The sequence below is a fragment of the Bradyrhizobium brasilense genome (assembly GCF_029714345.1).
Lineage (GTDB): Bacteria > Pseudomonadota > Alphaproteobacteria > Rhizobiales > Xanthobacteraceae > Bradyrhizobium > Bradyrhizobium australafricanum.
Genome location: NZ_CP121669.1, coordinates 5,309,830 through 5,332,808, shown reverse-complemented (window position 1 = coordinate 5,332,808; position 22,979 = coordinate 5,309,830). Strand labels below are relative to the sequence as shown.

19 protein-coding genes are annotated in these 22,979 nt (G+C 64.0%); 6 read left to right on the top strand and 13 right to left on the bottom strand.

All coding sequences use genetic code 11. The features are described 5' to 3' along the window. Positions 1-33 precede the first annotated feature (33 nt). Both QA635_RS25195 and QA635_RS25190 read right to left on the bottom strand, forming a co-directional pair. Entirely contained in the window at positions 34-1,851 is a 1,818-nt protein-coding gene (locus tag QA635_RS25195; protein WP_283061944.1) for an ABC-F family ATP-binding cassette domain-containing protein, read from the bottom strand. A 4-nt stretch (positions 1,852-1,855) separates the two neighbouring features. After that, complete coding sequence (locus tag QA635_RS25190; protein WP_283061943.1) at positions 1,856-2,356, bottom strand: YaiI/YqxD family protein; 501 nt, start codon at positions 2,354-2,356, stop codon at positions 1,856-1,858. Between the two features lie 135 nt (positions 2,357-2,491). Here QA635_RS25190 and QA635_RS25185 point away from each other — a divergent pair, with 135 nt between their 5' ends. Next, entirely contained in the window at positions 2,492-3,295 is an 804-nt protein-coding gene (locus QA635_RS25185; RefSeq protein ID WP_283061942.1) for a hotdog family protein, read from the top strand. Positions 3,296-3,560: 265 nt separating this feature from the next. On the opposite strand, the gene QA635_RS25180 is transcribed toward QA635_RS25185, so the two are convergent. Next, complete coding sequence (locus QA635_RS25180) at positions 3,561-5,933, bottom strand: xanthine dehydrogenase family protein molybdopterin-binding subunit (protein WP_283061941.1); 2,373 nt, start codon at positions 5,931-5,933, stop codon at positions 3,561-3,563. Between the two features lie 197 nt (positions 5,934-6,130). Here QA635_RS25180 and QA635_RS25175 point away from each other — a divergent pair, with 197 nt between their 5' ends. After that, entirely contained in the window at positions 6,131-7,174 is a 1,044-nt protein-coding gene (locus QA635_RS25175; protein ID WP_082653981.1) for a Ppx/GppA phosphatase family protein, read from the top strand. 150 nt (positions 7,175-7,324) lie between these two features. Continuing rightward, entirely contained in the window at positions 7,325-8,026 is a 702-nt protein-coding gene (locus QA635_RS25170; RefSeq protein ID WP_283061940.1) for an RlmE family RNA methyltransferase, read from the top strand. A 97-nt stretch (positions 8,027-8,123) separates the two neighbouring features. On the opposite strand, the gene QA635_RS25165 is transcribed toward QA635_RS25170, so the two are convergent. Next, positions 8,124-8,897: a COG4705 family protein gene (locus tag QA635_RS25165; RefSeq protein ID WP_283061939.1), complete on the bottom strand. Its 774-nt coding sequence runs from the start codon at positions 8,895-8,897 to the stop codon at positions 8,124-8,126. Between the two features lie 328 nt (positions 8,898-9,225). Between QA635_RS25165 and QA635_RS25160 the strand changes: the two genes are divergently transcribed. Beyond that, entirely contained in the window at positions 9,226-10,062 is an 837-nt protein-coding gene (locus tag QA635_RS25160) for a Crp/Fnr family transcriptional regulator (RefSeq protein ID WP_283061938.1), read from the top strand. Between the two features lie 26 nt (positions 10,063-10,088). Here the strand turns inward: QA635_RS25160 and QA635_RS25155 are convergent, their stop codons facing one another. From QA635_RS25155 to QA635_RS25145, 3 genes are all read right to left on the bottom strand, one after another. After that, entirely contained in the window at positions 10,089-10,286 is a 198-nt protein-coding gene (locus QA635_RS25155; RefSeq protein WP_092081823.1) for a hypothetical protein, read from the bottom strand. A 111-nt stretch (positions 10,287-10,397) separates the two neighbouring features. After that, positions 10,398-10,856, bottom strand: coding sequence for a phasin (locus QA635_RS25150; RefSeq protein WP_283061936.1), 459 nt, complete (start codon positions 10,854-10,856; stop codon positions 10,398-10,400). Positions 10,857-11,675: 819 nt separating this feature from the next. Beyond that, complete coding sequence (locus tag QA635_RS25145) at positions 11,676-13,163, bottom strand: DHA2 family efflux MFS transporter permease subunit (protein WP_028344675.1); 1,488 nt, start codon at positions 13,161-13,163, stop codon at positions 11,676-11,678. Positions 13,164-13,302: 139 nt separating this feature from the next. On the opposite strand from QA635_RS25145, the gene QA635_RS25140 reads away from it, so the two are divergent. After that, positions 13,303-13,554, top strand: coding sequence for a hypothetical protein (locus QA635_RS25140; RefSeq protein WP_018271177.1), 252 nt, complete (start codon positions 13,303-13,305; stop codon positions 13,552-13,554). 183 nt (positions 13,555-13,737) lie between these two features. Continuing rightward, positions 13,738-15,228 carry an IMP dehydrogenase gene (guaB, locus tag QA635_RS25135; RefSeq protein WP_028335041.1) on the top strand — a complete coding sequence of 497 codons (1,491 nt, stop codon included), beginning with the start codon at positions 13,738-13,740 and terminating at the stop codon, positions 15,226-15,228. Positions 15,229-15,303: 75 nt separating this feature from the next. On the opposite strand, the gene QA635_RS25130 is transcribed toward guaB, so the two are convergent. The 6 genes from QA635_RS25130 to QA635_RS25105 form a co-directional block, all read right to left on the bottom strand. Beyond that, on the bottom strand, positions 15,304-16,146 hold the full coding sequence (locus QA635_RS25130) for an ABC transporter ATP-binding protein (protein WP_283061933.1): 843 nt from the start codon (positions 16,144-16,146) through the stop codon (positions 15,304-15,306). A 74-nt stretch (positions 16,147-16,220) separates the two neighbouring features. Continuing rightward, entirely contained in the window at positions 16,221-17,546 is a 1,326-nt protein-coding gene (locus tag QA635_RS25125) for an ABC transporter substrate-binding protein (RefSeq protein WP_283061931.1), read from the bottom strand. Between the two features lie 83 nt (positions 17,547-17,629). Continuing rightward, the gene (locus QA635_RS25120; RefSeq protein WP_283061930.1) at positions 17,630-18,757 is read right to left on the bottom strand and encodes a branched-chain amino acid ABC transporter permease; all 1,128 of its coding nucleotides are present in this window, start codon (positions 18,755-18,757) and stop codon (positions 17,630-17,632) included. 15 nt (positions 18,758-18,772) lie between these two features. Beyond that, positions 18,773-19,702, bottom strand: coding sequence for a branched-chain amino acid ABC transporter permease (locus QA635_RS25115; protein WP_080667122.1), 930 nt, complete (start codon positions 19,700-19,702; stop codon positions 18,773-18,775). Positions 19,703-19,711: 9 nt separating this feature from the next. Further along, entirely contained in the window at positions 19,712-20,497 is a 786-nt protein-coding gene (locus tag QA635_RS25110) for an ABC transporter ATP-binding protein (RefSeq protein WP_051003365.1), read from the bottom strand. Next, positions 20,494-22,464: an AMP-dependent synthetase/ligase gene (locus QA635_RS25105; RefSeq protein WP_283061929.1), complete on the bottom strand. Its 1,971-nt coding sequence runs from the start codon at positions 22,462-22,464 to the stop codon at positions 20,494-20,496. The genes QA635_RS25110 and QA635_RS25105 overlap by 4 nt, the downstream gene beginning before the upstream one ends. Between the last annotated feature and the right edge of the window lie 515 nt (positions 22,465-22,979).

Below are 22,979 nucleotides of genomic sequence, written 5' to 3'. Positions count from 1 at the left end.
CGCTCCTCGCAATGACGGCAAGAATCATTGTGTTCACGCCTGCTCGATCTCTTCACGCAGCACCTCTAACTCGAGCCAGCGGTCCTCGGCGGCGGCGAGCTCCTCCTGCGCCTTTGCGATCGCGGCCGAGGCGGCGTCGAATTTCTTGCGATCCTTCGTATAGAGATCGGGATCGTCGAGCAGCTTCTGCTGCTTGGCGATCTCGTTGTGCAGCTTGTCGATCGTCTTCGGCAAGGTTTCCAGCGCGTGCTTCTCGTTGAAGCTCAGCCGGCGCCTCGGTGCTGCTTCGGGCGCCGCGGCCCTGGCTTCCTTCTTCTCTTCGGTCGCGGCTTCCGCGTTCACCGTCTCGCGCTTCACGTCGGCGCCACGCTGCGCCAGCATGTCGGAATAGCCGCCGGCATATTCGATCCAGCGTCCCTGGCCTTCGGGCACGATCACCGACGTCACGACGCGGTCGAGGAAGTCGCGGTCGTGGCTGATCAGGATCACCGTGCCCTCGTAATCGCCGAGCATGTCCTCGAGCACGTCGAGGGTTTCGAGATCGAGGTCGTTGGTCGGCTCGTCCAGGATCAAGAGGTTGGACGGCTTGGCCAGCGCGCGCGCCAGCATCAGGCGGCCGCGCTCGCCGCCGGAGAGCGCTTCCAGCGGCGTGCCGCGCTGCTCCTGCGCGAACAGGAAATCCTTCATGTAGCCGATGACGTGCTTCGACTTGTCGCCGACCATGACGTGATCGCCGCGGCCGCCGGTCAAGGCTTCGGCCAGCGTCAGCTTCGGGTCGAGGCTCTCGCGGTGCTGGTCGAGGGTTGCCATCTCGATGTTGGCCCCGAGCCGCACCGAACCGGAATCGGGCGGGTCGTTGCCGATCAGCAGGTGCACCAGCGTGGTCTTGCCGGCGCCGTTGGGACCTACGATGCCGAGCCGGTCGCCGCGCTGGATCCGGGTCGAGAAGCCGTCGACTATCTTGCGCTCGCCGAACGCCTTCGCGATGTTCTTGGCCTCGATCACCAGGCGGCCGGATTTCTCGGCTTCGGCGGCGGCGAGCGTGGCATTGCCGGTGGCGCCGCGATAGTTGCGGCGCTGGTCGCGCAGCGCGTGCAAATTGCCGAGCCGCTTGACGTTGCGCTTGCGGCGGCCGGAGACGCCGTAGCGCAGCCAATGCTCCTCGTTGACGATCTTGCGGTCGAGCTTGTGCTGCTCGCGCTCTTCCTCCGCCAACACCTCGTCGCGCCACGCCTCGAAGGCGCCGAAGCCGCGCTCGATCTGCCTGATCTGGCCTCGGTCGAGCCAGGCCGTGGTGCGCGACAAATTGGTGAGGAAGCGGCGGTCGTGGCTGATCAGCACCAGCGCGCAGCGCCGGCTTTCCAGTTCGCCCTCGAGCCATTCGATGGTCGGCAGGTCGAGATGGTTGGTCGGCTCGTCCAGCAGCAGGATATCGGGCGAGGGTGCCAGCACCCGGGCCAGCGCCGCACGGCGCGCCTCGCCGCCGGAGACGTGCGCGGGATCTTCCTCGCCGCTGAGGCCGAGCTGTTCGAGCAGATAGCGCGCCTGGTAGTGGTCGTCGCCGGGGCCGAGGCCCGCCTCGACATAGGCGAGCGTCGTCTTGTGGTCGCCGAAGTCCGGCTCTTGCGGCAGATAGCGGATGGTGGCGCCGGGCTGCACGAAGCGGCTGCCGGCGTCAGGCTCGACCAGGCCGGCCGCGATCCGCAGCAGGGTCGACTTGCCGGAACCGTTGCGGCCGATCAGGCAGACGCGCTCGCCGGCGGAGACCGAGAGCTCGACGCCCGTCAGCAGCGGCGTGCCGCCGAAGCTCAGGCCGATGTCCTTGAGCTGGATCAGGGGAGGCGGAGCCATCGCGCTAACCCTGCTCGCTCGCCTGCGCCTGCTCGGCGCGGCGGCGCTGGATACGGCGGATGGTCTGGTCGAGCGTCGACAGGAAGGTCGAGCGGTCGCGCGGCGAATATGATTTCGGGCCGCCGGTGATCTCGCCCGACGAGCGCAGATCGGTCATCAGATTGCGCACCGCAAGCGTCATGCCGATCGACTGTTCGGTGAACGGCTTGCCGTTCGGCGCGATCACATCGGCGCCGGCCTTGACGCAGCGGCTCGCCAGCGGAATGTCCGCCGTGACCACCACGTCGCCCTCACGCACGCGTTCCGCGATCCAGTCGTCGGCCGCATCCATGCCGGAACCTGCGGCGATGCGCTCGATCAGCGGATCCTGCGGCACGCGGATGAAATTGCCCGCGACCACGCTGACGGGCACGCCGTGCCGGATCGCGACGCGATAGATCTCGTCCTTCACCGGGCAGGCGTCGGCGTCGACATAGATGCGGGTGGGGGCAGGGGTTTCAGTCATCGATTCCAGGGTTGGCAGGCGCGGCCTGCGTGTACTCCATCGGACGGAAAATAGCGAGCAAAACGAGAGGCTTGTCACGCTGCCCGGTTCGACTACGATTGCCTTAGAAAAACAACGGAAATAAGGGGAAACCCCATGGATTCGAAGACGGCTTCGCTGACCTACCGCGTCTCGGCCTACAACACTTCAAAGCTCTCGGAAAACAAGATCCACGACGACACGGTGGCCCGCAAGTTCGGCTTTTCCGGAGGGCTCGTGCCCGGCGTCGACGTGATGGCCTACATGATGCACCTGCCGGTCGAGAAATGGGGCCGCGATTTCCTCGCGCGCGGCCTGATCGAGGCGCGCTTCGTGAAGCCGGTCTATGACGGCGAGATCGCGGAATTGACCGGACAGGAGACCGGCAATGGGCTGACGATCGAGCTCCACAGCCGCGGCGAGCTCTGCGCCACCGGCACCGCATCGCTGCCGGCATCGGCGCCGAAATTCGTGCTCGACGACTACAAGCAGGTCGCCGCGGTCGCCGAGCGCAAGGCGGTCAGCGCGTCGTCCTATGAAGAGGGCAACTGGCTCGGCACCATCCCGCGCGACTGGTCGGGCGATGCCGCGAAGGAGTATCTCGCCGATATCAGGGAGACCGACCCGATCTACTTGCGCGAAGGTCTCGGCCATCCCGGCCTGCTGCCGCGGGTGATGAACAAGGTGCTGGTCGACAATGCGATCCTCGGGCCCTGGATCCATGTCGGCACCCGCATGCAGCTGCTGTCGGCGGGCAAGATCGGCGACGAGCTGACCGCGCGCGCCAAGGTGACCGGCAATTACGACAAGAAGGGCCACCGCTTCGTCGAGCTCGACGCGCTGGTGCTCGGCAACGGTGTGCCGCTCGCGCATTGCTGGCACATCGCGATCACCCAGCCGCGCGAGCAGGCCGCGGCGTAACACGATCCGTCATTGCCGGGCTTGACCCGGCAATCCATCGCGGTTCGGAAAATTCTTGCGCAGATTGATGGATGCCCGGGTCAAGCCCGGGCATGACGAGTGGAGATTTGAGGCAAGCTCTTGCACCACCCGCAACTGTCATACCCCGCGGATGCGGGGTATCCTGTACGCCGCGGCTTCTCGGCTTAGCCACTGCTGTCTTGGAATACTGGATCGCCCGCTTTCGCTGGTGATGACAGCGGTGAGTGACGATGAAGCGGCGACCCTACGCCGCGCTCGCCTTGGCGTCGTGGATCGCGCGCCAGACGCGTTCGGGCGTCAGCGGCATGTTGATGTGCTTGATGCCGTACTCCGACAGCGCGTCGACCACGGCGTTGACGATGCAGACGAGGCTGCCGGCGCAGCCGGCCTCGCCGCAGCCCTTGGTGCCGAGCGGGTTGGATTTCGCCGGCGAGGGATGATCGCCGACCAGCATCGACGGCACGTCGCCGGCGCGCGGCAGCGCGTAGTCCATGAACGAGCCGGTGATCGGCTGGCCTGATGCGTCGTAGCTGACTTCCTCCATCAGCGCCTGGCCGATGCCCTGCGCGACGCCGCCATGCAGCTGGCCCGCGACGATCATCGGATTGACCACGACGCCGAAATCGTTGACCGCCGAGTAGCGCACGATCCGCGTCACGCCGGTGTCGGGATCGATCTCGACCTCGGCGACGTGGCAGCCGTTCGGGAACGTCGACGCCGTCTCCTTGGTGGCGTGATCGACGTCGAGCGTGTCCGGCGTGCCTTCCGGCATCTTGCCGGCGCGCATCCGCTCGGCGACCTCCATGATGCCGATCGAGCGGTCGGTGCCGGCGATGGTGAAGCGGCCGGCGCCGAATTCGATGTCGGCCTCGGAGGCCTCCAGCATGTGCGCGGCCGCCTTCTTGCCCTTCTCGACGACGAGCGCCGAGGCCTCGACGATCGCTTGCCCCGTCGCGGTGATCGAGCGCGAGCCGCCGGTGCCGTTGCCGAAGCGCACGAGATCGCTGTCGCCCTGTTCGAGGGTGATCTTCTCGAAAGGCACCCCGAGCTGGTCGGACAGCACCTGCGCGAACGGCGTGGCGTGGCCCTGGCCATAATCCAGCGTGCCGGTGGTGAGCTTCACCGAGCCATCGGGCTCGAAGCTGATCTTGCCGAGCTCACCGCTCGGCGGCGCGGTGACCTCGAGATAGGAGCCGACGGCGATGCCGCGCAGCTTGCCGCTCTTCTTGCTCTCCTTCTTGCGCTTGGCGAAGTTCTCATAGTCGGAGATCTCCAGCGCCTTCTGGAACACACCGGCGAAATCGCCGCTGTCATAGGTGACGCCGGACGCCGCCGGGAACGGCAGCTGCGACGGCTTGATGAAGTTGCGCTTGCGCAGCGTGAAGCGGTTGATGCCCATCTCGTCGGCGGCCGCATCGATCAGCCGCTCCATGTAGTAATTGGCCTCGGGCCGGCCGGCGCCGCGATAGGCGCCCATCAGCGTGGTGTTGGTCAGGACCGTCTTGATGTCGACGCCGAGCAGCGGCGTGCGATAGACGCTGGCGAGGTTCTTGCCGGTGTTGAGCGACAGCGGGCCCGGCGCGACGCCGGTGATGTAGGCGCCGAGATTGCCGTAGCCGGACAGCCGCACCGCGAGGAACTTGCCGTCGGCATCGAGCGCGAGCTCGGCATGGATCAGCTGCGCGCGGCCCTGGCTGTCGGAGAGGAAGCTGGTCGAGCGCTCATCCAGCCACTTCACCGGACGGCCCAGTTCACGCGCAGCATGCGCGATGCAGGTGTATTCGGGATAGTTGAGGTTCTTCATCCCGAACGAGCCGCCGACATTGCCGGTGAGGATGCGGACCTTGTCGGCGGGCACGTTGAGCAGGCGCGCCAGGATCGCCTTGTTGCCGGAGACGCCCTGGGTCGGCACCTGCAGCGTGAAGCGTTCGGTTTTCTTGTCGTAATGCGCGAGCGCGACGCGCGGCTCCATCGAGACCACGGCGACGCGGGTGTTGACGATGTCGAGCTTGGTGACGTGCGCCGCGCCGGCGAACGCCGCCTCGATCTTGGCGGTGTCGCCATAGTGATAGTCGAGCGCGACGTTATCGGGGATGTCGTCATAGAGCTGCGGCGCGCCGGGCTTGGCGGCTTCAGCTGCGTCGGTCACCGCGGGCAGCGGCTCGATATCGACGTCGACGGCCTCGGCGGCATCGCGGGCCTGCGCGGCGGTCTCCGCGACCACGAAGGCGACGGGATCGCCGACGAAGCGCACCTTGTCGGTCACCAGCGCGGGGCGGTTGGTCTGCTTGAGCGGGGAGCCGTCACGGTTCTTCAGCGGCAGGCCGCAGGTGAAGGGGTTGTAGCCGGCGGCCGCAAGGTCGGCGCCGGTCCAGACCCCGAGCACGCCCGGCATCGCCCTTGCGGCCGCCGTATCGATCCCCTTGATGATTCCGTGGGCATGCGAGGAGCGAACCATCCAGCAATAGGCCTGGCCGGGCAGCGAGAAATCGTCGGTGTATTTGCCCTTGCCGCGCACCAGGGTGTCGTCCTCCTTTCGTCGAACAGGCTGTCCGACGCCGTATTTTTGCAGTGCGATAGCGTTTTCGAGGGAGGCAGGCGGCGTGTGATCTTGCATCGAAAATGACCTGAAATGCCCGGATTTGCTGGAATTTGGGGGCGTTGAGGAGATAACGCACACCCCCCTTAACGACAACGCCCGATTGGGCATGGACCCAATGTGAACGGAGTTTGCGTAGGGCTTTGACGCTGCTAAAGTTTCCGTGAACGATAATTATTCGGCGGGCCTTTTGGTCCCGTGGAAAGACAGTTTTGATGAACGACCATGTGCGGCTTTGCGACGGCCCCCCGGCCAGCGAAGCCCCGCCAGGGTTGGTTGCGGCAGCGGCGGAAAGTGGCGTCTACGCCGCGCTGGACCTTGGCACCAACAATTGCCGGCTGTTGATCGCCTGTCCCACCGGCGACGGGTTCCGCGTGGTCGATTCCTTCTCGCGGATCATCAGGCTCGGCGAGGGCATCGCCGCCACCGGCTCGATCAGCGAGGCCGCGATCGAGCGTGCCATTGCCGCACTGGCCATCTGCAGCGACAAGATCCGCTATCGCAAGGCGCGCCGGCTCCGCCTGATCGCCACCGAGGCCTGCCGCGCCGCCGGCAATGCCGAGAGCTTCCGCGCGCGGGTGGCGGCCGAGACCGGCATCAAGCTCGAGGTGATCGATCGTGAGACCGAGGCGACGCTCGCGGTGATCGGCTGCTCGCCGCTGCTCGATCCGAAGGGGCGGGGCGCCATCCTGTTCGATATCGGCGGCGGCTCGACCGAGCTGGTGCGGATCGAGCGCGACCCCAACGCGCCCGACGCGGCGCCACGCATCAAGGCGTGGATGTCGATCCCGCTCGGCGTCGTCACGCTGGCCGAACATTTCGGCGGCAAGAACGTCACCAGGGATATGTATGCGCGGATGATCGATGAGGTTGCGCGGCACGTCGCGCCGTTCGCGGCCGAGCATGGCAAGGATCTGCGCGACATGCACATGCTCGGCACCTCCGGCACCGTGACCACGCTCGCCGGCGTGTTCCTCAACCTGTCGCGCTACGACCGCCGCCGCATCGACGGCATCTGGATGAACGATTGCGACGTCACCGCGACGATCCAGAAGCTGCTCGGCATGAGCTATGAGGCGCGCGTCAACAACAACTGCATCAGCGTCGAGCGCGCCGATCTGGTCCTCGCCGGCTGCGCAATCCTCGATGCGATCCGCAACGCGTTCCCGATGCCGCGGCTCCGCGTCGCCGATCGCGGCCTGCGCGAGGGAATGCTGGTCGAGATGATGCGCGAGGACGGCGCGCTGCGGGCGTGCTAGATGCTTTCCCGGTTCGGGGCTTCATCCTTCGAGACGCGGCTTGCGCCGCTCCTCAGGATGAGGTCTGTCAGACCCTCATGGTGAGGAGCGCGGCGGAGCCGCGCGTCTCGAACCACGAGGCCCCTATGTTCCAATCTAGCAAGTGCTGACATGGCGAAAGACACCACCGGGCGGCTGCACGTCACGGTCAAGAGCGGCGGCAAGCGCAAGCTTTCGTCAAAACTCTGGCTCGAGCGCCAGCTCAACGATCCCTACGTCGCCAAGGCCAAGGCGATGGGCTACCGCTCCCGCGCAGCTTTCAAGCTGCTCGAGATCGACGACAAATACCGTCTGCTCAAGCCGGGCATGACCGTGGTCGACCTCGGCGCGGCGCCCGGCGGCTGGAGCCAGATTGCGGCCAAGCGGACCGGTGCTGTCGACGGCAAGGGCAAGGTGGTCGCGATCGATCTGCTGGAGATGGGCGAGATTCCCGGCGTCACCTTCGCGCAGCTCGACTTCCTCGACCACGACGCGCCGGAAAAACTGATCGCGATGATGGGCGGCCGCGCCGACATCGTGATGTCCGACATGGCCGCCAACACCACCGGCCATCGCAAGACCGATCAGCTGCGCATCATCGGCCTGGTCGAGACCGCCGCGCATTTCGCCGGCGAGGTGCTCAATCCCGGCGGCACGTTCCTGGCAAAAGTGTTCCAGAGCGGCGCCGACGCCGAGCTGGTGGCGCAGCTGAAGCGCGATTTCGCGACCGTCCGCCACGTCAAGCCGTCCGCCAGCCGGCAGGATTCGTCGGAGCGCTATGTGCTGGCGACGGGATTTCGCGGACAGCCGCAGCCGTTGTTGCGAGGGGCGTAGCGACGAAGCAATCCATCTGTCCCAGTGCGCGGACTTGTGGATTGCTTCGCTTCGCTCGCAATGATGGGAGAGAGCCGCGCCAAGGCCCTCGCAATGGCTATGCCGTCGTTCTAGACACCGCCGGGTGCGATCCGGCGCGCTGCGGCAGCACCAACACACAGACGATGATGAAGATCGCGAGAACCGCCGATGCGATCGGGCGGCTTAGGGCAAGACCGCCGTCGTTGACCGGCTTGTCGAGGAAGTCGCCGACGGTGGCGCCGAGCGGCCGCGACAGGATGAAGGCTAGCCAGAACAGCGTCACGCGCGATATCGAGGTCCAGTAATAGGCCGCAGCGATCGTGGCCAGCGCCGCGCCGAACACCAGCGCGCCGCCCTCGTAGCCGAGCCCGGTGGAGTCGGCGATCCAGTCGCCGAGCGCGGTGCCGAGCGTCTGCGAGAACGTTATCGCGGTCCAGTAGAACGCCTCGACTTTGGGGCTGCTCACGGTGTCGACGGAGATCGAGCCGAGCGACCAGTACCAGAGGCCGAGCGTGAGCAGCAGCAGGCAGAGCAGGAGCGTCGAGCCGCCGGTGTAGCCGATGCCGAGCGAGCGATCGGCGAAATCGGCCATGGTGGTGCCGAACGTCGTGGAGGCCACGATCGTGGCCCAATAGAGTACCGGGTGAAACGCTTTCGCGGCGATCTGCGCCGCAACGAGGGCCACGAGCACGGACAGGAACAGTATGGTCCCGGCCAGGTAGCCCCAGTTCAGCGTCATCGTGACGGTGTCGCCGCCGGTCTCGCCGAGCGTGGTGGCCGCAACCTTGATGATCCAAAAGACCAGCGTGACTTCGGGCACCTTGCTTCGCGTGTATTCAATGGAGTTCATGCGGAAGATCACTGTGAGACGGTCCGTTCTTTTCGCACAAATAGGGCATCGTTCCGGCGTGGCGATTCAATATAACTTGACTTGCGTCGGTGCGGACGGGACGCCCGCTGCGGGCAGCCCGATGCCGCAGGTGCGCCCGAACTGACCCGGCTGGAGCGCTCCCAAGGCGCTGCGAAGTGCGATCGCGGCTGACCTCAATCCATTGGAACTCTTCCCGTTACGGCGTATTCTATCTTCCCAGCGCGGTCAGTTCGTTGCGTGTTTCGGCCTGGCGCCACGACAGGTTTGTGCAGCGAGCCGCGCCTCCGTCTTGCGGAGCTCTTCCGTGATGGAACGCAGGTCGAGCATAGGTAATCGCCTTCTGGCGGCCTTGCCGCCCGCCGACTTTGATTTGCTTGCGCCTCATCTCCGCAAGATATCGCTCGAACGCGACGCCGTGCTGGTGCGGTCGGGCGACCTCGTCGAGCAGATCTATTTTCCCTGCACGGCGTTGATCGCGTTCGTCATGGACATGCCGAACGGACAGGCCGTTGCGACGACAATGATCGGCAACGAGGGCGCCGCCGGCATCCTGTCGACACTCAGGTCGATACGCTCGCCGATGACCGCGGTGGTTCGCGTCGCGGGCACGACGTGGCAGATTTCGCCGGCCCGGTTTCACGCCGCGCTCGCGCACAGTCACGGGCTTGCCAGTGCGGTGCAGCTCCATATGCGGTCGCTGCTGGTCCAGTTCCAGCATATCGCGGCGTGCAATGCGCTCCATTCCGTGGAGGCCCGCCTGGCCCGGTGGCTGTTGCAGGTTCACGATCAGATTGGTGACGACACGCTGCCGCTGACGCAGGAGACGCTGTCGGAATTGCTGGGCGTGCGACGAACGACCGTGACCCACGTCGTGCACAAGCTTCGCGCCTCGGGCGCAATCCGCTCCAACCGGCGGAGCTCGATCGAGGTCGACAGGCCGCGGCTCGAAACCGCGGCCTGTGAATGCTACGAGATCATGCGCGGCAGGATCGACCGCATCGTATCCGCGGAAGGGTTGAGGTCGTCCGGTCACGGCGCGCCGCCACATGGACCTCGGCGTTCGCACGCCGGACCGTGGACCAATGGCGACAAGGTTCATGCACACACGCGCGGCGCGGGTGCTGAGCGATCACGAAGCCATTGAACGCGGTTGCAACGCAGACGCGGATGTCAGGACGCCTTGCGCAATTCCTGCTCGGGGTCGTGGACCCACGCGTCCCCGGCGAACCATTCGTGATTGGTCCGACAGCTCGTGCAATAGCTGCGCGAAAAGAACACGGTGCTGCACCGGAACGTCTCGCGGTCGGATTTCATGCCGGTATTGATCGCACGTCCCGTCCGCGGGCATTTGATCATGATGACGCCCACCTTGGTCCTCCTCCAATGTCAGGAATTGCTGGTCCCGCGCACCGTCGGCTGGACCCGCCTCTTCTATTGGAGACGCTTGGTCCAGCCGGCCTGGGAGCGGGGGGGGGCTCCTCAGGAAGGTGTTTTCAGGGCCTTTGCAAAGCTCTTCTTGATCGGCTCGGAGGTCTCGGTTGCGACCTTCTTCGCGATCTCCCAGAGCTCCTTGTTCTGCGCGGTCGTCGCTTCGAAATTCTTGCGGCTGTGATCGGCCGAAAGCTGTATGACTTCCGACAGCGACCTGGCGCCGGCGAGTTCGGATATGAAAGCGACGGCCGAACTGGCGTTGGAATGCGAGATCTCGATCACCTTGGCTGCGTAATCCGCAGCGCCCTTGGCGTTGACCGCATATGCCTCCTTGAGCAAGACGGAGATTTCCTCCGAGGCTTCCTTGACCTTCTCGAACTGCTCCCGGGCGCGTGTCGCATTTTGTTCAGCGATACCCTGAAAGGCCTGGGGCAGCGCGAACAGGGGCAGGCTGAAGCCGCCGGCTTTCGGATTGTCGCTCACTTCATTCGTGTGGACGTCACTCACTGGCTCTGATCCTTTCAAGCGAAACAAAATCAAGGAAAATCCGCGCCTCGCGGTGCACGGACGCCGAGGAAGCGTAGCTGGAGCGCTCCCTTCCACCCGGTTTTTTGCTGATGCCGGGTCACCGCGTGCCCGCTTGAGCAGGACTATGCAGGATCGGCGGTGCAGCTACCGTTCGCTTTCTGACTCTCGCGCAGATTTTTTTCCGGGACGAAACGGCTGGCGGTCGTGTCGTGCCACCGCGGGGCGTTCAGCCACCGATCGCGGCGGTGGCACCGCCGATGCCGTTGGACATCCCGACCGCTTGCCTCAGGAGGGTGCGTGGTCCGGTGTCATCCTGATCGGAAGGCGGGCAGCACGACATTTCGGCGCGACTACTTGGAACCTCAGTGCGTAGCTGGAGTCGACTCTTTTGCTCCCGGCCAATGCCCCCCAAGCCCACCGGGAGAAAACCCCCCACGGGTTGGCGGCCTTGGTGTAGCGTCAGTTTCGCGCACTGGGGCCGTTTCTTGCAGGACTGGAAAATCGGGCGACGCAAGCGCATATTTCCCAGATGGCGACCATTGTTCAATGCAATTGCGGCGCCGAGTACAGACGCACCGAAGAGAAGTTCTTGGTGCCGCATACGGGTGATGCGATCTGCACGGTCTGCGGAGCTGCGCTGGAATCGTGGCTGGAAGCGACCCACGTTCCCACATACGAACTAATCGAACGTCCGGATCGAGGACAGCCAGGCGGAATGACCGGCCACCCCTGATGGCTTGGTCGTGACCTGACGGCGACTCGCGGTGTCCGTGCCTCGGAAACGGCTCGTTCGATCGACTAGCCGAGCCGCTGATCGCGCGCGTTCTGGGTGTCCTCGGTCGCGACCTTGACGGCTTCGGTCGCGGCGCGCTTCTCGGCGCCCTTGCGGCTCGAGATGTCGATCGCCTTGCGGCCGGCGATCTCGTTGCCGGCCTCAGCCGGCATCTGCCAGAAGAACCAGGCCGAGGCCGCCGAGATCAACGAGACCACGATGAAGGCCGGCGCGAACACGTCGGCGGAGAGCTCGGTCTGGTGATGCAGCGCCAGCGTGGTTTCAACCGAGAACGCGCCGACCGCGACGCCCGCGGACACCGCGAGCTGCTGGTTGACGCTGACGAGGGTGGTGGCCCGGCTCATCTGCGGCGCTTCGACCTCGGCATAGGCCACCGTGTTGATCGCGGTGAATTGCAGCGAGCGGAAGAAGCCGCCGACCACCAGGATGGTGAAGATCAGCATCAGCGGCGTCGAGATCGTGAACAGGGCGCAGGCGGCGAGGAAGGCCGAACTGACCACCGCGTTGACGGTCATCATGTTGCGGAAGCCGAAGGCGCGGATGATGCGCGCCGCCAGCGTCTTCATGCCCATGGCGCCGACCGCCGACGCAAAGGTGACGAGACCGGACTGGAACGGCGACAGGCCGAAGCCGACCTGCATCAACAGCGGCAGCAGGAACGGCAGCGCGCCGATGCCGAGCCGGAACATGAAGCCGCCGACGATCGACGCGCGCATGGTCGGCAGCCGCAGCAAGCCGAAATCGAGCACCGGCGAACCTGTCCGCCGTGCGTGGATGACGTAAAGCGTCATCGAGACCGTGCCGACACCGACCAGCGCGGCGACGATCGGCCACGGCAGCAGATTGAGCCCGGCCACCGACAGCCCGAAGGCGATGCCGGCGAGGCCGATCCCGGCCAGCACCAGTCCCACGAGATCGAAGCGCTCGGGATCCTCGCTCTTGATCGGATCGATGTATTTCAGCGCCAGGAAGATGCCGAGCAGCCCGATCGGGATGTTGATCAGGAAGATCCAGTGCCAGGAGAAATAGGTGGTGATGAAGCCGCCGAGCGGCGGCCCGATCACCGGGCCGATCAGCGCCGGGACCGTCACCCAGGCCATCGCGTTGACCAGCGCACTCTTGTCGACCGAGCGCAGCAGCACCAGCCGCCCGACCGGGGTCATCATCGCCCCGCCGAGGCCCTGCAGGATGCGGGCGAACACGAAATCGGTCACCGAGGACGACAGTGCGCAGCCGATCGAGCCCAGCATGAACACGCCGACGGCGCCGGCAAACACGATGCGGGCGCCGAAGCGGTCCGCGGTCCAGCCGCTCGCCGGGATGAACACCGCGAGCGACAGCAGGTAGGAGGTGATCGCGAGTTTCAGCGTCAGCGGGCTGGTGCCGATATCGGCGGCGATCGCCGGCAGCGAGGTCGCGATCACCGTGGAGTCCATGTTCTCCATGAACAGGGCGGTGGCCACGATGAGCGGGATCAGGCGTTGCTTGTTCATCAAAATAGGACAGCTGTGCTGAAAAGGCGGGCGAGCGGGCCATATCATCCTGCCCTCGGCCACGCTATTGCGGAACCGGCCAAACGCCCTAAATCCTGCGTGACGCTGGTATGCATCCGCCCGTGTCCAAAGGTTCGCCGTGATCTACGTCCTTGCCGCTCTCCTGCCGCCGATCGGACTGCTCCTGAACGGACAGCCGTTTTCGGCCATCTTTAATCTGGTCCTGATCGTGTTTTGCGCGGTTTTCGGGCTGTTTTTCCACGTGTTGCTGCTGGTGCCGTCGGCCCATGCCGTGATCGCGGTCCACATGAAGCGCGAGGACCGGCGCCATCGCGAAATGGTCGAGGCGATCCGCCGCCATGGGCCGCCGCCGGGTTACCGGGCGCCCTGAACCGGCCCCCTAAAAAGGCCTGTGCATGGCTGGCAAACACTTTGATTCGTCATGCCGCCATGCTATCGACCAGCGTCAACCCCACCGATGGGCGCCGATTCGACGGTGACGCAGCGAGCGTCGCCGCAGGCGGCGTTCATCCGTAAGACCATCGCGGCTGGGCCGCAGATAAAGGAGTTGGCAATGGCCACGGGATTTCCGGCTATCCGCGAAGCCTTCACGTTCGACGATGTGCTGCTGAAGCCCGGTTTGTCCGACGTGCTTCCCTCGGAAGTCGATATTCGCTCGCGCGTCACCCGCGCGATCTCGCTCAACATCCCGATCATGGCGTCCGCGATGGACACCGTCACCGAGGCGCGCATGGCGATCGCGATGGCGCAGGCCGGCGGTCTCGGCGTCATCCACCGCAACTTCGATCCGGAAGGACAGGCCGCGCAGGTGCGGCAGGTCAAGAAGTTCGAGTCCGGCATGGTGGTCAACCCGCTGACCATCGGTCCCGACGCCACGCTGGCCGATGCGCTGACCCTGATGAAGGAGAACGGCATCTCGGGCATTCCGGTCGTCACCGGTGCCGCCAAGAACGTGCCGGGCAAGCTGGTCGGCATCCTGACCAACCGCGACGTGCGCTTCGCCAGCGATCCCCGGCAAAAGGTCTCGGAGCTGATGACGCACGAGAACCTTGTCACGGTGCGCGAGGGCGTCGGCCAGGACGAGGCGAAGCGGATGCTGCACAAGCATCGCATCGAGAAGCTGCTCGTCGTCGACGACCAGTATCGCTGCGTCGGTCTGATCACCGTCAAGGACATCGAGAAGGCGGTCGCCCATCCGCTCGCCTGCAAGGACGAGCATGGCCGCCTGCGCGTCGCCGCCGCCACCACGGTCGGCGAGACCGGCTATGAACGCACCGAGCGGCTGATCGATGCCGGCGTCGACGTCGTCGTGGTCGATACCGCGCACGGGCATTCGCGCCACGTGCTCAACGCCGTCAACCGCATCAAGCGGCTCTCCAACGCGGTGCAGGTGGTGGCCGGCAACGTCGCGACCGAGGGCGGCGCGCAGGCGCTGATCGATGCCGGCGCCGACTGTATCAAGGTCGGCATCGGCCCGGGCTCGATCTGCACCACGCGCATCGTCGCCGGCGTCGGCGTGCCGCAGCTCACCGCGATCATGGACGCGGTGGCCGCGGCGAAGAAGGCCGACGTGCCCGTGATCGCCGACGGCGGCATCAAATATTCCGGCGACCTCGCCAAGGCGCTCGCCGCCGGTGCCGACATCGCCATGGTCGGCTCGCTGCTCGCCGGCACCGACGAGACGCCGGGCGAAGTCTTCCTGTGGCAGGGCCGCTCCTACAAGGCCTATCGCGGCATGGGCTCGGTCGGCGCGATGGCGCGCGGCTCGGCCGACCGCTACTTCCAGCAGGACATCAAGGACACGCTGAAGCTCGTCCCCGAAGGCATCGAGGGCCAGGTGCCCTACAAGGGCCCGGTCGGCAATGTGATGCACCAGCTCGCCGGCGGGCTCAGGGCGGCGATGGGCTATGTCGGCGCCAAGGACATCAGGGATTTCCACGACAAGGCCGAATTCGTCCGCATCACCGGCGCCGGCCTGCGCGAGAGCCACGTCCATGACGTCACCATCACGCGCGAAGCCCCGAACTATCCGGGCGGGGTGTAAGCCCAAGCACCGTCATTCCGGGGCGGTCCGAAGCGCCGAACCCGGAGTCCCGGGAGTCCGGGACGCCATCATCCGCTAGGCGAGCCAGCGCTTGCGTCGCTTGTAGTGCTTCACATCGCGGTATGATTTTCGCTTCTCTCCGGCGACGCCAAGATAGAACTCCTTGACGTCCTCATTTGCGGCGAGCGCGTGCGCTTCGCCGTCCATCACCACGCGGCCGTTTTCGAGGATGTAGCCGTGGCTTGCATATCTGAGCGCCATATTGGTGTTCTGCTCGGCGAGAAGAAACGACACAGCTTCCTTGGTGTTGAGATCCTTCACGATCTCGAAGATCTCTTCGACGATCTGCGGCGCGAGGCCCATCGATGGTTCGTCGAGCAGGATCATCTTCGGGCGTGACATCAGCGCGCGGCCAATCACGCACATCTGCTGTTCGCCGCCCGACGTATAGCCGGCGGTGGAACTGCGTCGCTCTTTGAGGCGGGGGAAATAAGCGTAGACACGTTCAAGGTCCTGCGCGATCGCGAGCTTGCCGTCCGTCCGTGTAAAGGCGCCGGTCAGGATGTTCTCCTCGACCGTCAGATGAGGGAAGGCGCGCCGCCCCTCCATCACCTGGATGCAGCCGCGTCGCACCACGTCGTTTGGCGACAGGGATTTCACCTCGACGCCGTTGAACAGGATCGAACCCTTGGTGACCTCGCCGCGCTCCGCGTGCAGCAGATTGGAGACTGCCTTCAGCGTCGTCGTCTTGCCGGCGCCGTTGGCGCCGAGAAGCGCAACAATGCCGCCTCGCGGGACCTCCAGCGAGACGCCCTTCAACACGAGAATGACGTGATCGTAGACAACCTCGATATTGTTAACCGATAAGATCAGAGCTGCCGCTTCCGTCGCAGCGGTGACGACCTTGGCGATTGACATGCGCAGACCTCCAAACTGAGCAGGGGCTGGGATCCGGGAGCAGGCAATCCTGCCTCCCGGATCACTCGCACGGGTCAGGTTTCTTTCGCGCAGTCGCGCGGCTTGATCTTCTTCTCTGCGGCATACTTCGCGGACACATCGGCGACGAGCGGTTCGATCAGCGATTCGTCAGCCGTGTACCAGTCGGAGATCACTTTCCAACTCTTGCCATCCCATTGCTGGACGCGCCCGTAGCGCGCGCCTTCGTGGTCGGAGCAGGAAATGCTGACCGGCTTCAACATTCCCTCGAAGCCGAGCTCCTTGATTCGTGCATCGGTGAGTATGAGGTTCTCGAGCCCCCAACGGACCTGCTCGCCCGTCAGCGGTTGCTTGCCGAATTTCTCTTGCGCCTTGCGGATCGCCTCTACGCCGAGCATGGCATTCGTGATGCCGCGGTTGTAGAGGACTTCGCCGATCTTGCCAGGTTCTGTCGAACCCTTTCCCTTGGCGTAGACGTACTTCTCTATGTCGGCGTGCGCGGGGAATTTTCCTGCGCCATGCTGAAGCATCAACGATTTGTAACCGCTGGCCTGATCGCCCGCCGGCGTCACATCCGGCTCTGCGCCTGACCACCAAACACCGATCATCTTGTCGCGCGGATAGGCGACGGCGGCGGCTTCCTTGATTGCCGTGCTGTTCATGACGCCCCAGCCCCAGACCAGAACATAGTCCGGCCGATTCTGGCGGATCGCCAGCCATTGCGACTTCTGCTCGACGCCGGGATGCGTGACGGGGATCGGCGTGAATTCAAAGCCGTACTTCTGCGCCAGCACCTGCAGCATCGGAATTGGCTCTTTGCCATAGGGGCTGTCATGGTACAGCAGCGAAATCTTCCTGCCTTTCAGCTTGTCGAAGCCGCCGAGTTCCTTGGCGACGTGCTGGATCGCGATGTCGGCCGCGGACCAATACGTGCCGAGCAATGGAAAATTATATGCAAACACCGCGCCGTTCTTGGAATCGGCACGGCCATACCCCATCGTAATGATCGGGATCTTGTCAGCCGCGGTCTTTTCGGTGAGTGCGAAGGTGATCCCGGTCGACAGCGGATTGATGAAGGCCGCGCCGGTTGGTCCTTTGCTCTTGAGACGCTCGTAACACTCCACTCCCTTGTCGGTCGCGTAGCCCGTCTCGCATTCCTCGATCAGAATCCTGACGCCGTTGATGCCGCCGTCACGTTCATTGATCAGGTTGTAGTAGTCTACCACGCCGTTTGCGTAGGGCGCGCCGTTCACGGCGTACGGTCCGGTCCGGTAGGACAGAATTGGGATGAATTGTTCGTTTTGCGCTGCGGCCGGTGCGCTAAGCGCCGCGCCGGCCAAGGCGGTCGCGAGTATCAGTAACCTGTGTGCAATACTTGCCATATTGATATCCTCCTTGCGGTACTTCCTTCCTCTTCGTTGTCAGCGGCCGCCATTTCCATTGCGATCAAGGCACGATCGCTCCGTCAGTAGGGAAACGGCCAAAGTCTGAGCTTCTCCTTGCCGATCGATATCAGCCGGGCGAAGCCATGGGGTTCCTTGATGAGCAGATAGCAGATCAAGGATCCGAAGATGATGAACTGGAGGTGAGTGATCGTTTGCGTCGACAGTGGCAGGCCGAGCTTGGTCGGAATCACATTCAGCATGATCGGCACGATGAGGATGAACGCTGCTCCGATGAACGAACCCATGATCGAGCCGAGCCCGCCGATGATGACCATGAACAGAAGCTCAAGCGAGCGGTCGATCGAGAACGCAAGCGGCTCCCATGAACCGAGGTAGACGAACGCCCAGAGCGCACCCGCCACCCCGATGATGAACGAAGAGACCGCGAAAGCCGTTAGTTTTGCATAGAGCGGCCTGATGCCGATCAGCTCGGCGGCGATATCCATGTCGCGGATCGCCATCCACTGCCTGCCGAGATTGCCGCGCACGAGATTTTTCGCCAACACCGCCATCACGGTCACGAAGAGCAGGCACAGCAGGTAACGCTCGACCGGCGTGCGAACGACCATGCCGAAGAAATTCAGTTCCGGCGCATTCACCGATCCCGACGGGGCGTAGTTGGTGAACCACGGGAGCCGCAGGAAGGCCCAATCGAAGAAGAACTGCGCGGCGAGCGTTGCGACCGCCAGGTAGAGACCCTTGATCCGCAGACTGGGAATGCCGAACAGGATTCCGGCACCCGCCGCCATGAACCCGCCAAGCAGAATGGATGCCAGCACGGGCAACGGTGGGATCGTGATCGCGAAGCCAAGCCAGGCAAGCGGGATATGAACGCCGGTCGCCAGCTTGTAGGCGGAATAGGCGCCGATGGCCATGAACGCGCCGCTGCCGAGCGAAATCTGGCCGCAATAGCCGACGAGAATGTTTGTCCCGATGGCGGCGAGCGCCAGGATGAGGAAGGGCAGCAGGATGGCCCACAACAGATAGTCGGTGCCGAACGGCCAGATCCGGAAGGTGGCCAACAGCGGCACGCCAATGAAAGCGATCGCGAGCAAGACGGCGAGGGCAATACGATCCTGCCGGATCGGGAAGATCGCCATGTCCTCCGCATAGGTTGCCTTGAACTGGCCAGCTTCGCGATAGAGCACAACGACCTCCTTGCCTCAGACACGTTCGATGATCCGCTCGCCGAACAGGCCCTGCGGCCGCAAGAGCAGCACCGCCAACGCCAGCACATAGGCAAACCAATATTCGATGCCGCCGCCGATGGATGGCCCGAGATATACCTCTGCGAGCTTCTCACCGGCCCCGACAATGAGCCCGCCGACGATGGCTCCGGGAATGGAGGTGAGGCCGCCGATGATCAGGACCGGCAAAGCCTTCAGCGCGAGAAACGTGATGGAGAACTGCACGCCAAGCTTGGTCCCCCACACGGTCGCCGCGACGAGCGCAACGAGGCCGGCAACGAGCCAGACCACGAACCAAATCCAGCTGATTGGAATCCCGATCGAGTGCGCGGCCAAATGGTCGTCGGCCACGGCTCTGAGCGCGCGACCGGTCTTGGTACGCTGAAAGAAGACCGCGAGGCCGGCGACCAGGACGCCCGCGATCAATGCGCCCCAGACATCCAGCTTGTTGACCAGAATCCCGCCCGGGAACAGGCCTTCAAACAAGAACCAGGCGTCGGTCGGGAACAGCCGCAGCGGGTAGACATCCGATCCGAAGATCATCTCCGCGGCGCCCTCGATAACGAATGTCACGCCGATCGTCGACATGAACAGCGTCAAGCCATCCTGATTGACCAGAGGTCCGATCACGAACCGCTCGATGAGCCAGGCGGTTGCTGCCATGATCACGGCGGCAAAGCCGATAGCGAGGATGACCGCGACCCAAAGCGGAAGGCCGTTGGCGACCAGGAGGTCGAGGGCGCGAACCAGCGCCAATCCCGCGAGCAACACCATTGCTCCCTGCGCATAGTTGAATACGCCGGATGCCTTGAAGATCAGCACGAAGCCGAGCGCGACCAGCGAATAGAGCACGCCGGACATCAATCCGCCGATCAGGACCTCGAGAAACTGACCCAGTGCGATCATGGACGCACCTCAATGCGCGACGCCAAGATATGCGTCGATCACGGCTTGACTTCTCTTCACTTCATCAGGCGTGCCGTCGGCGATCTTCACGCCGTGATCAAGCACCGCTACGCGGTCCGACAGATCCATGACCACGGCCATGTCGTGCTCGATCAGGGCAATGGTCGTGCCGTAATGGTTGTTCACATCAATGATGAACCGCGACATGTCCTCCTTCTCCTCGAGGTTCATGCCTGCCATCGGCTCGTCGAGGAGCAGAAGGTCGGGCTCCATCGCCAGGGCGCGACCGAGTTCAACTCGCTTCTGCAAGCCGTATGGCAGACGCCCGACCGGTACCTTGCGGATTGTCTCGATCTCCAGGAAGTCGATGATTTCCTCGACCTTGCGCCGATGCTCGATCTCCTCTGCGAGGGCAGGGCCATATCGCAGCAGCTGCCACAACAGCCCCCGGCGCACCTTCAAGGTGCGGCCTGCCATGATGTTGTCGAGCGCGCTCATGCCCTTGAACAGGGCGACATTCTGAAAGGTGCGCGCGATGCCGCCGCGCGCCGCCTCGAACGGCTGCATTTTGGACCGGGTGCTTCCCTTGAAGGTGATGGCGCCATGGTTGGGGTGATAGAAACCGTTGACGACGTTCAGCATTGAGGTTTTGCCGGCGCCGTTGGGGCCGATGATGGCGCGAATTTCGCCTTTTCTGACGTTGAACGAGACGTCCCGCAGCGCCTTGACGCCGCCGAAGGCCAGTGCCACGCCCTCGACCTGCAGCAGGATTTCGTTGGCGTTTGGCGCTCTCATGCTGCTCTTCCCAGCGATTCTGCCGGACCGATGATTTGCATGTCGCGAATCTCGACTTGTGCCGCGATCGTGCCCTTCCGGCCATCCTCAAACGTCACTTCCGTGGAAATGTCGGCGTCATGCGCTCCGTTGTAGAGTGCCGTGACCAACGACGCATAGCGTTCGGCAATGAAGCGGCGGCGCACTTTCTGCGTGCGGGTCAGCTCGCCGTCATCCGCGTCGAGCTCCTTGTGCAGAATGAGGAAGCGGCGAATCTGGGCGCCCGCAAGCACCGTTTCCCCGGCCAGGGAGCGGTTCACCGCGGCAACGTCTTTGGCGACCATGTCGTAGACCAGCGGATGCCCGGCGAGCTCCTGATAGGACCCGTAGGCGACGTTGTTGCGTTCGGCCCAATTCGCGACCGCGACCGGGTCGATGTTGAGCATGGCGCATACGAACTCTCTGGAGTCACCGAACGCGATCGCTTCCTTGATATTGGGATAGAACTTCAGCTTGTTCTCAAGGTACTTGGGAGCAAACATCGTGCCGTCAGCCAATCGACCGACGTCCTTCGCACGATCGATGATCTTCAGATGCCCGGTCTTCTCGTCGAAAAAGCCCGCATCGCCGGTCCTGACGTATCCGTCGGACGTCATCGCTTCTGCGGTCTTTGCCTGATCCTTGAAATATCCAAGGAACATGCCGGGCGAGCGAAACTGCACTTCACCCGAGTCCGCGATGCGGATGTCGACGTTGGGCGCCGGCGGACCAACCGTATCCGGATAGATCTCGCCATCGGGCTGACACGTTACATAGAGGAATGCTTCGGTCTGGCCGTAGAGCTGTTTCAGGTTCAGTCCGATCGCGCGGTAGAACGCGAAGAGGTCCGGACCGATGGCTTCACCTCCGGTGTATGCGACGCGCACCTGAGACAGGCCAAGAACGTTCTTGAGAGGCTCGTAGACCAGCCAGCGTCCGAGCGCATAGAGCAATCGGCCTGACAGCGGCACTGGACGTCCCGTCAAGACTTGCTCGCCATACCGCCGCGCGACGTCCAGAAAGTAGCTGAACAATCGCCGCTTGATCGGCGCTGCGTCCTCCATCCGGACCATCAGCCGCGTCAGCATGGCTTCGTAACCGCGTGGCGGGGCCAGGTAGAAGGTTGGTCCTATCTCATGCCGATCCTGCTCGATTGTGTTGCTGCTCTCGGGGCACGCCATGCAGAATCCGGCCACCAGGCCTTGCGCATAGCTGACGTAATGATCGCCCGCCCAAGCCAGCGGCAGATAGGCCAGCACCACGTCCTTGTCGGTCAACTTGTCGAACCGCGTGGTGTCGGTTGCAGCATCGATGCAGCCTCGCGCCGACAGCATGACGCCCTTGGGCGCGCCGGTCGTTCCCGAGGTGTAGAGGATGATCGCGATGTCCGAACCGTTGCCGGCCCGAATGGATTCGTCGATCCGTTCGCCAAGTGCTGCGTCGGCTGCAAGCGCGGCGCGGCCGTCATTGATGATATCGCCGATTGCGATCAGTCGACCGTGGTCGTAGCCGTCGATTCCGCGCGGTTCGTCGTAGATAATCCTGTTGAGTTGCGGCAGTCGGTCGGACACCGACAGGACCTTGTCGACCTGCTCCTGGTCCTGCGCTGCGACCAGCGTCACCTCGGCGTGAGCGAGAACAAAAGCAAGCTCATCAGCCACTGCATCGGAGTAGACTGGAACGGGGATTGCGCGCAGCGTCTGCGCTGCCATCATGGTCCAGTAAAGCTTGGGCCGATTGGAGCCGACGACCGCGATTGTCTCGCCTGGCCGCAAGCCGAGGCGATGCAAGCCGGCAGCGTAGCTACGGATGATTTCGGCAACCTCAGCCCAGGTCCAGCTCTGCCAGATGCCAAGATCCTTGTGCCGGAACGCTGGCCGCGTGCCAAATTGTGCCGTGTTTCGCAGCAGCAATTTGGGAAACGTGTCATACGATCCGCCGCCGGCCATGTCGGTCTCGATCCAAAAACCGAAGCGTTGGTTCGCTCCTGTTATGGTGATGCCTGCTCCATTTTTGGGTAGCAGACATGCGAGTGCCGCATGGTCCGAGATTACAGCGAATCGCAGGTCCGACAAGTGCCAGATTGATAGGTCGCGTTTTTGCCGCGGGCGCGCCCGGCAGAGATAGGTCTACCGGCTGCCAATTCGCCGAAGGTGAATCCGGCCGCCACCAGACGGACATTGCGGCGCGAAGACGCTGATCGGCTCTCAAGAGGTAACCCCAATGCTTCGGAGAGCCTCACGTCCGTCGGACGGTCCCGCGAAGCGGACCGAAGTCCTGCGCCACTCAGGTTTCGAGGGCGACCGGAAACCGATTGCCGATTAGCTGCGCGGGCCCTCGTTGCCACCCATGGAGGGCCGCCTTACCGCTTTGGCTCCGCAGTGCCGGATGGCGAGGTCGGATGAGGCGACTTGACTATGGCCGCTTCGTTTGCCGGTGGCGCGCCGTGACAAACTGCCGCCAC

Coding starts and splice junctions, on each gene's coding strand:
- QA635_RS25195 (WP_283061944.1), bottom strand. CDS start 1,851: ATGGCTCCGCCTCCCCTGATCCAGCTCAAGGACATCGGCCTGAGCTTC.
- QA635_RS25190 (WP_283061943.1), bottom strand. CDS start 2,356: ATGACTGAAACCCCTGCCCCCACCCGCATCTATGTCGACGCCGACGCC.
- QA635_RS25185 (WP_283061942.1), top strand. CDS start 2,492: ATGGATTCGAAGACGGCTTCGCTGACCTACCGCGTCTCGGCCTACAAC.
- QA635_RS25180 (WP_283061941.1), bottom strand. CDS start 5,933: ATGCAAGATCACACGCCGCCTGCCTCCCTCGAAAACGCTATCGCACTG.
- QA635_RS25175 (WP_082653981.1), top strand. CDS start 6,131: ATGAACGACCATGTGCGGCTTTGCGACGGCCCCCCGGCCAGCGAAGCC.
- QA635_RS25170 (WP_283061940.1), top strand. CDS start 7,325: ATGGCGAAAGACACCACCGGGCGGCTGCACGTCACGGTCAAGAGCGGC.
- QA635_RS25165 (WP_283061939.1), bottom strand. CDS start 8,897: ATGAACTCCATTGAATACACGCGAAGCAAGGTGCCCGAAGTCACGCTG.
- QA635_RS25160 (WP_283061938.1), top strand. CDS start 9,226: ATGGAACGCAGGTCGAGCATAGGTAATCGCCTTCTGGCGGCCTTGCCG.
- QA635_RS25145 (WP_028344675.1), bottom strand. CDS start 13,163: ATGAACAAGCAACGCCTGATCCCGCTCATCGTGGCCACCGCCCTGTTC.
- guaB (WP_028335041.1), top strand. CDS start 13,738: ATGGCCACGGGATTTCCGGCTATCCGCGAAGCCTTCACGTTCGACGAT.
- QA635_RS25130 (WP_283061933.1), bottom strand. CDS start 16,146: ATGTCAATCGCCAAGGTCGTCACCGCTGCGACGGAAGCGGCAGCTCTG.
- QA635_RS25125 (WP_283061931.1), bottom strand. CDS start 17,546: ATGGCAAGTATTGCACACAGGTTACTGATACTCGCGACCGCCTTGGCC.
- QA635_RS25115 (WP_080667122.1), bottom strand. CDS start 19,702: ATGATCGCACTGGGTCAGTTTCTCGAGGTCCTGATCGGCGGATTGATG.
- QA635_RS25110 (WP_051003365.1), bottom strand. CDS start 20,497: ATGAGAGCGCCAAACGCCAACGAAATCCTGCTGCAGGTCGAGGGCGTG.
- QA635_RS25105 (WP_283061929.1), bottom strand. CDS start 22,464: ATGGCCGGCGGCGGATCGTATGACACGTTTCCCAAATTGCTGCTGCGA.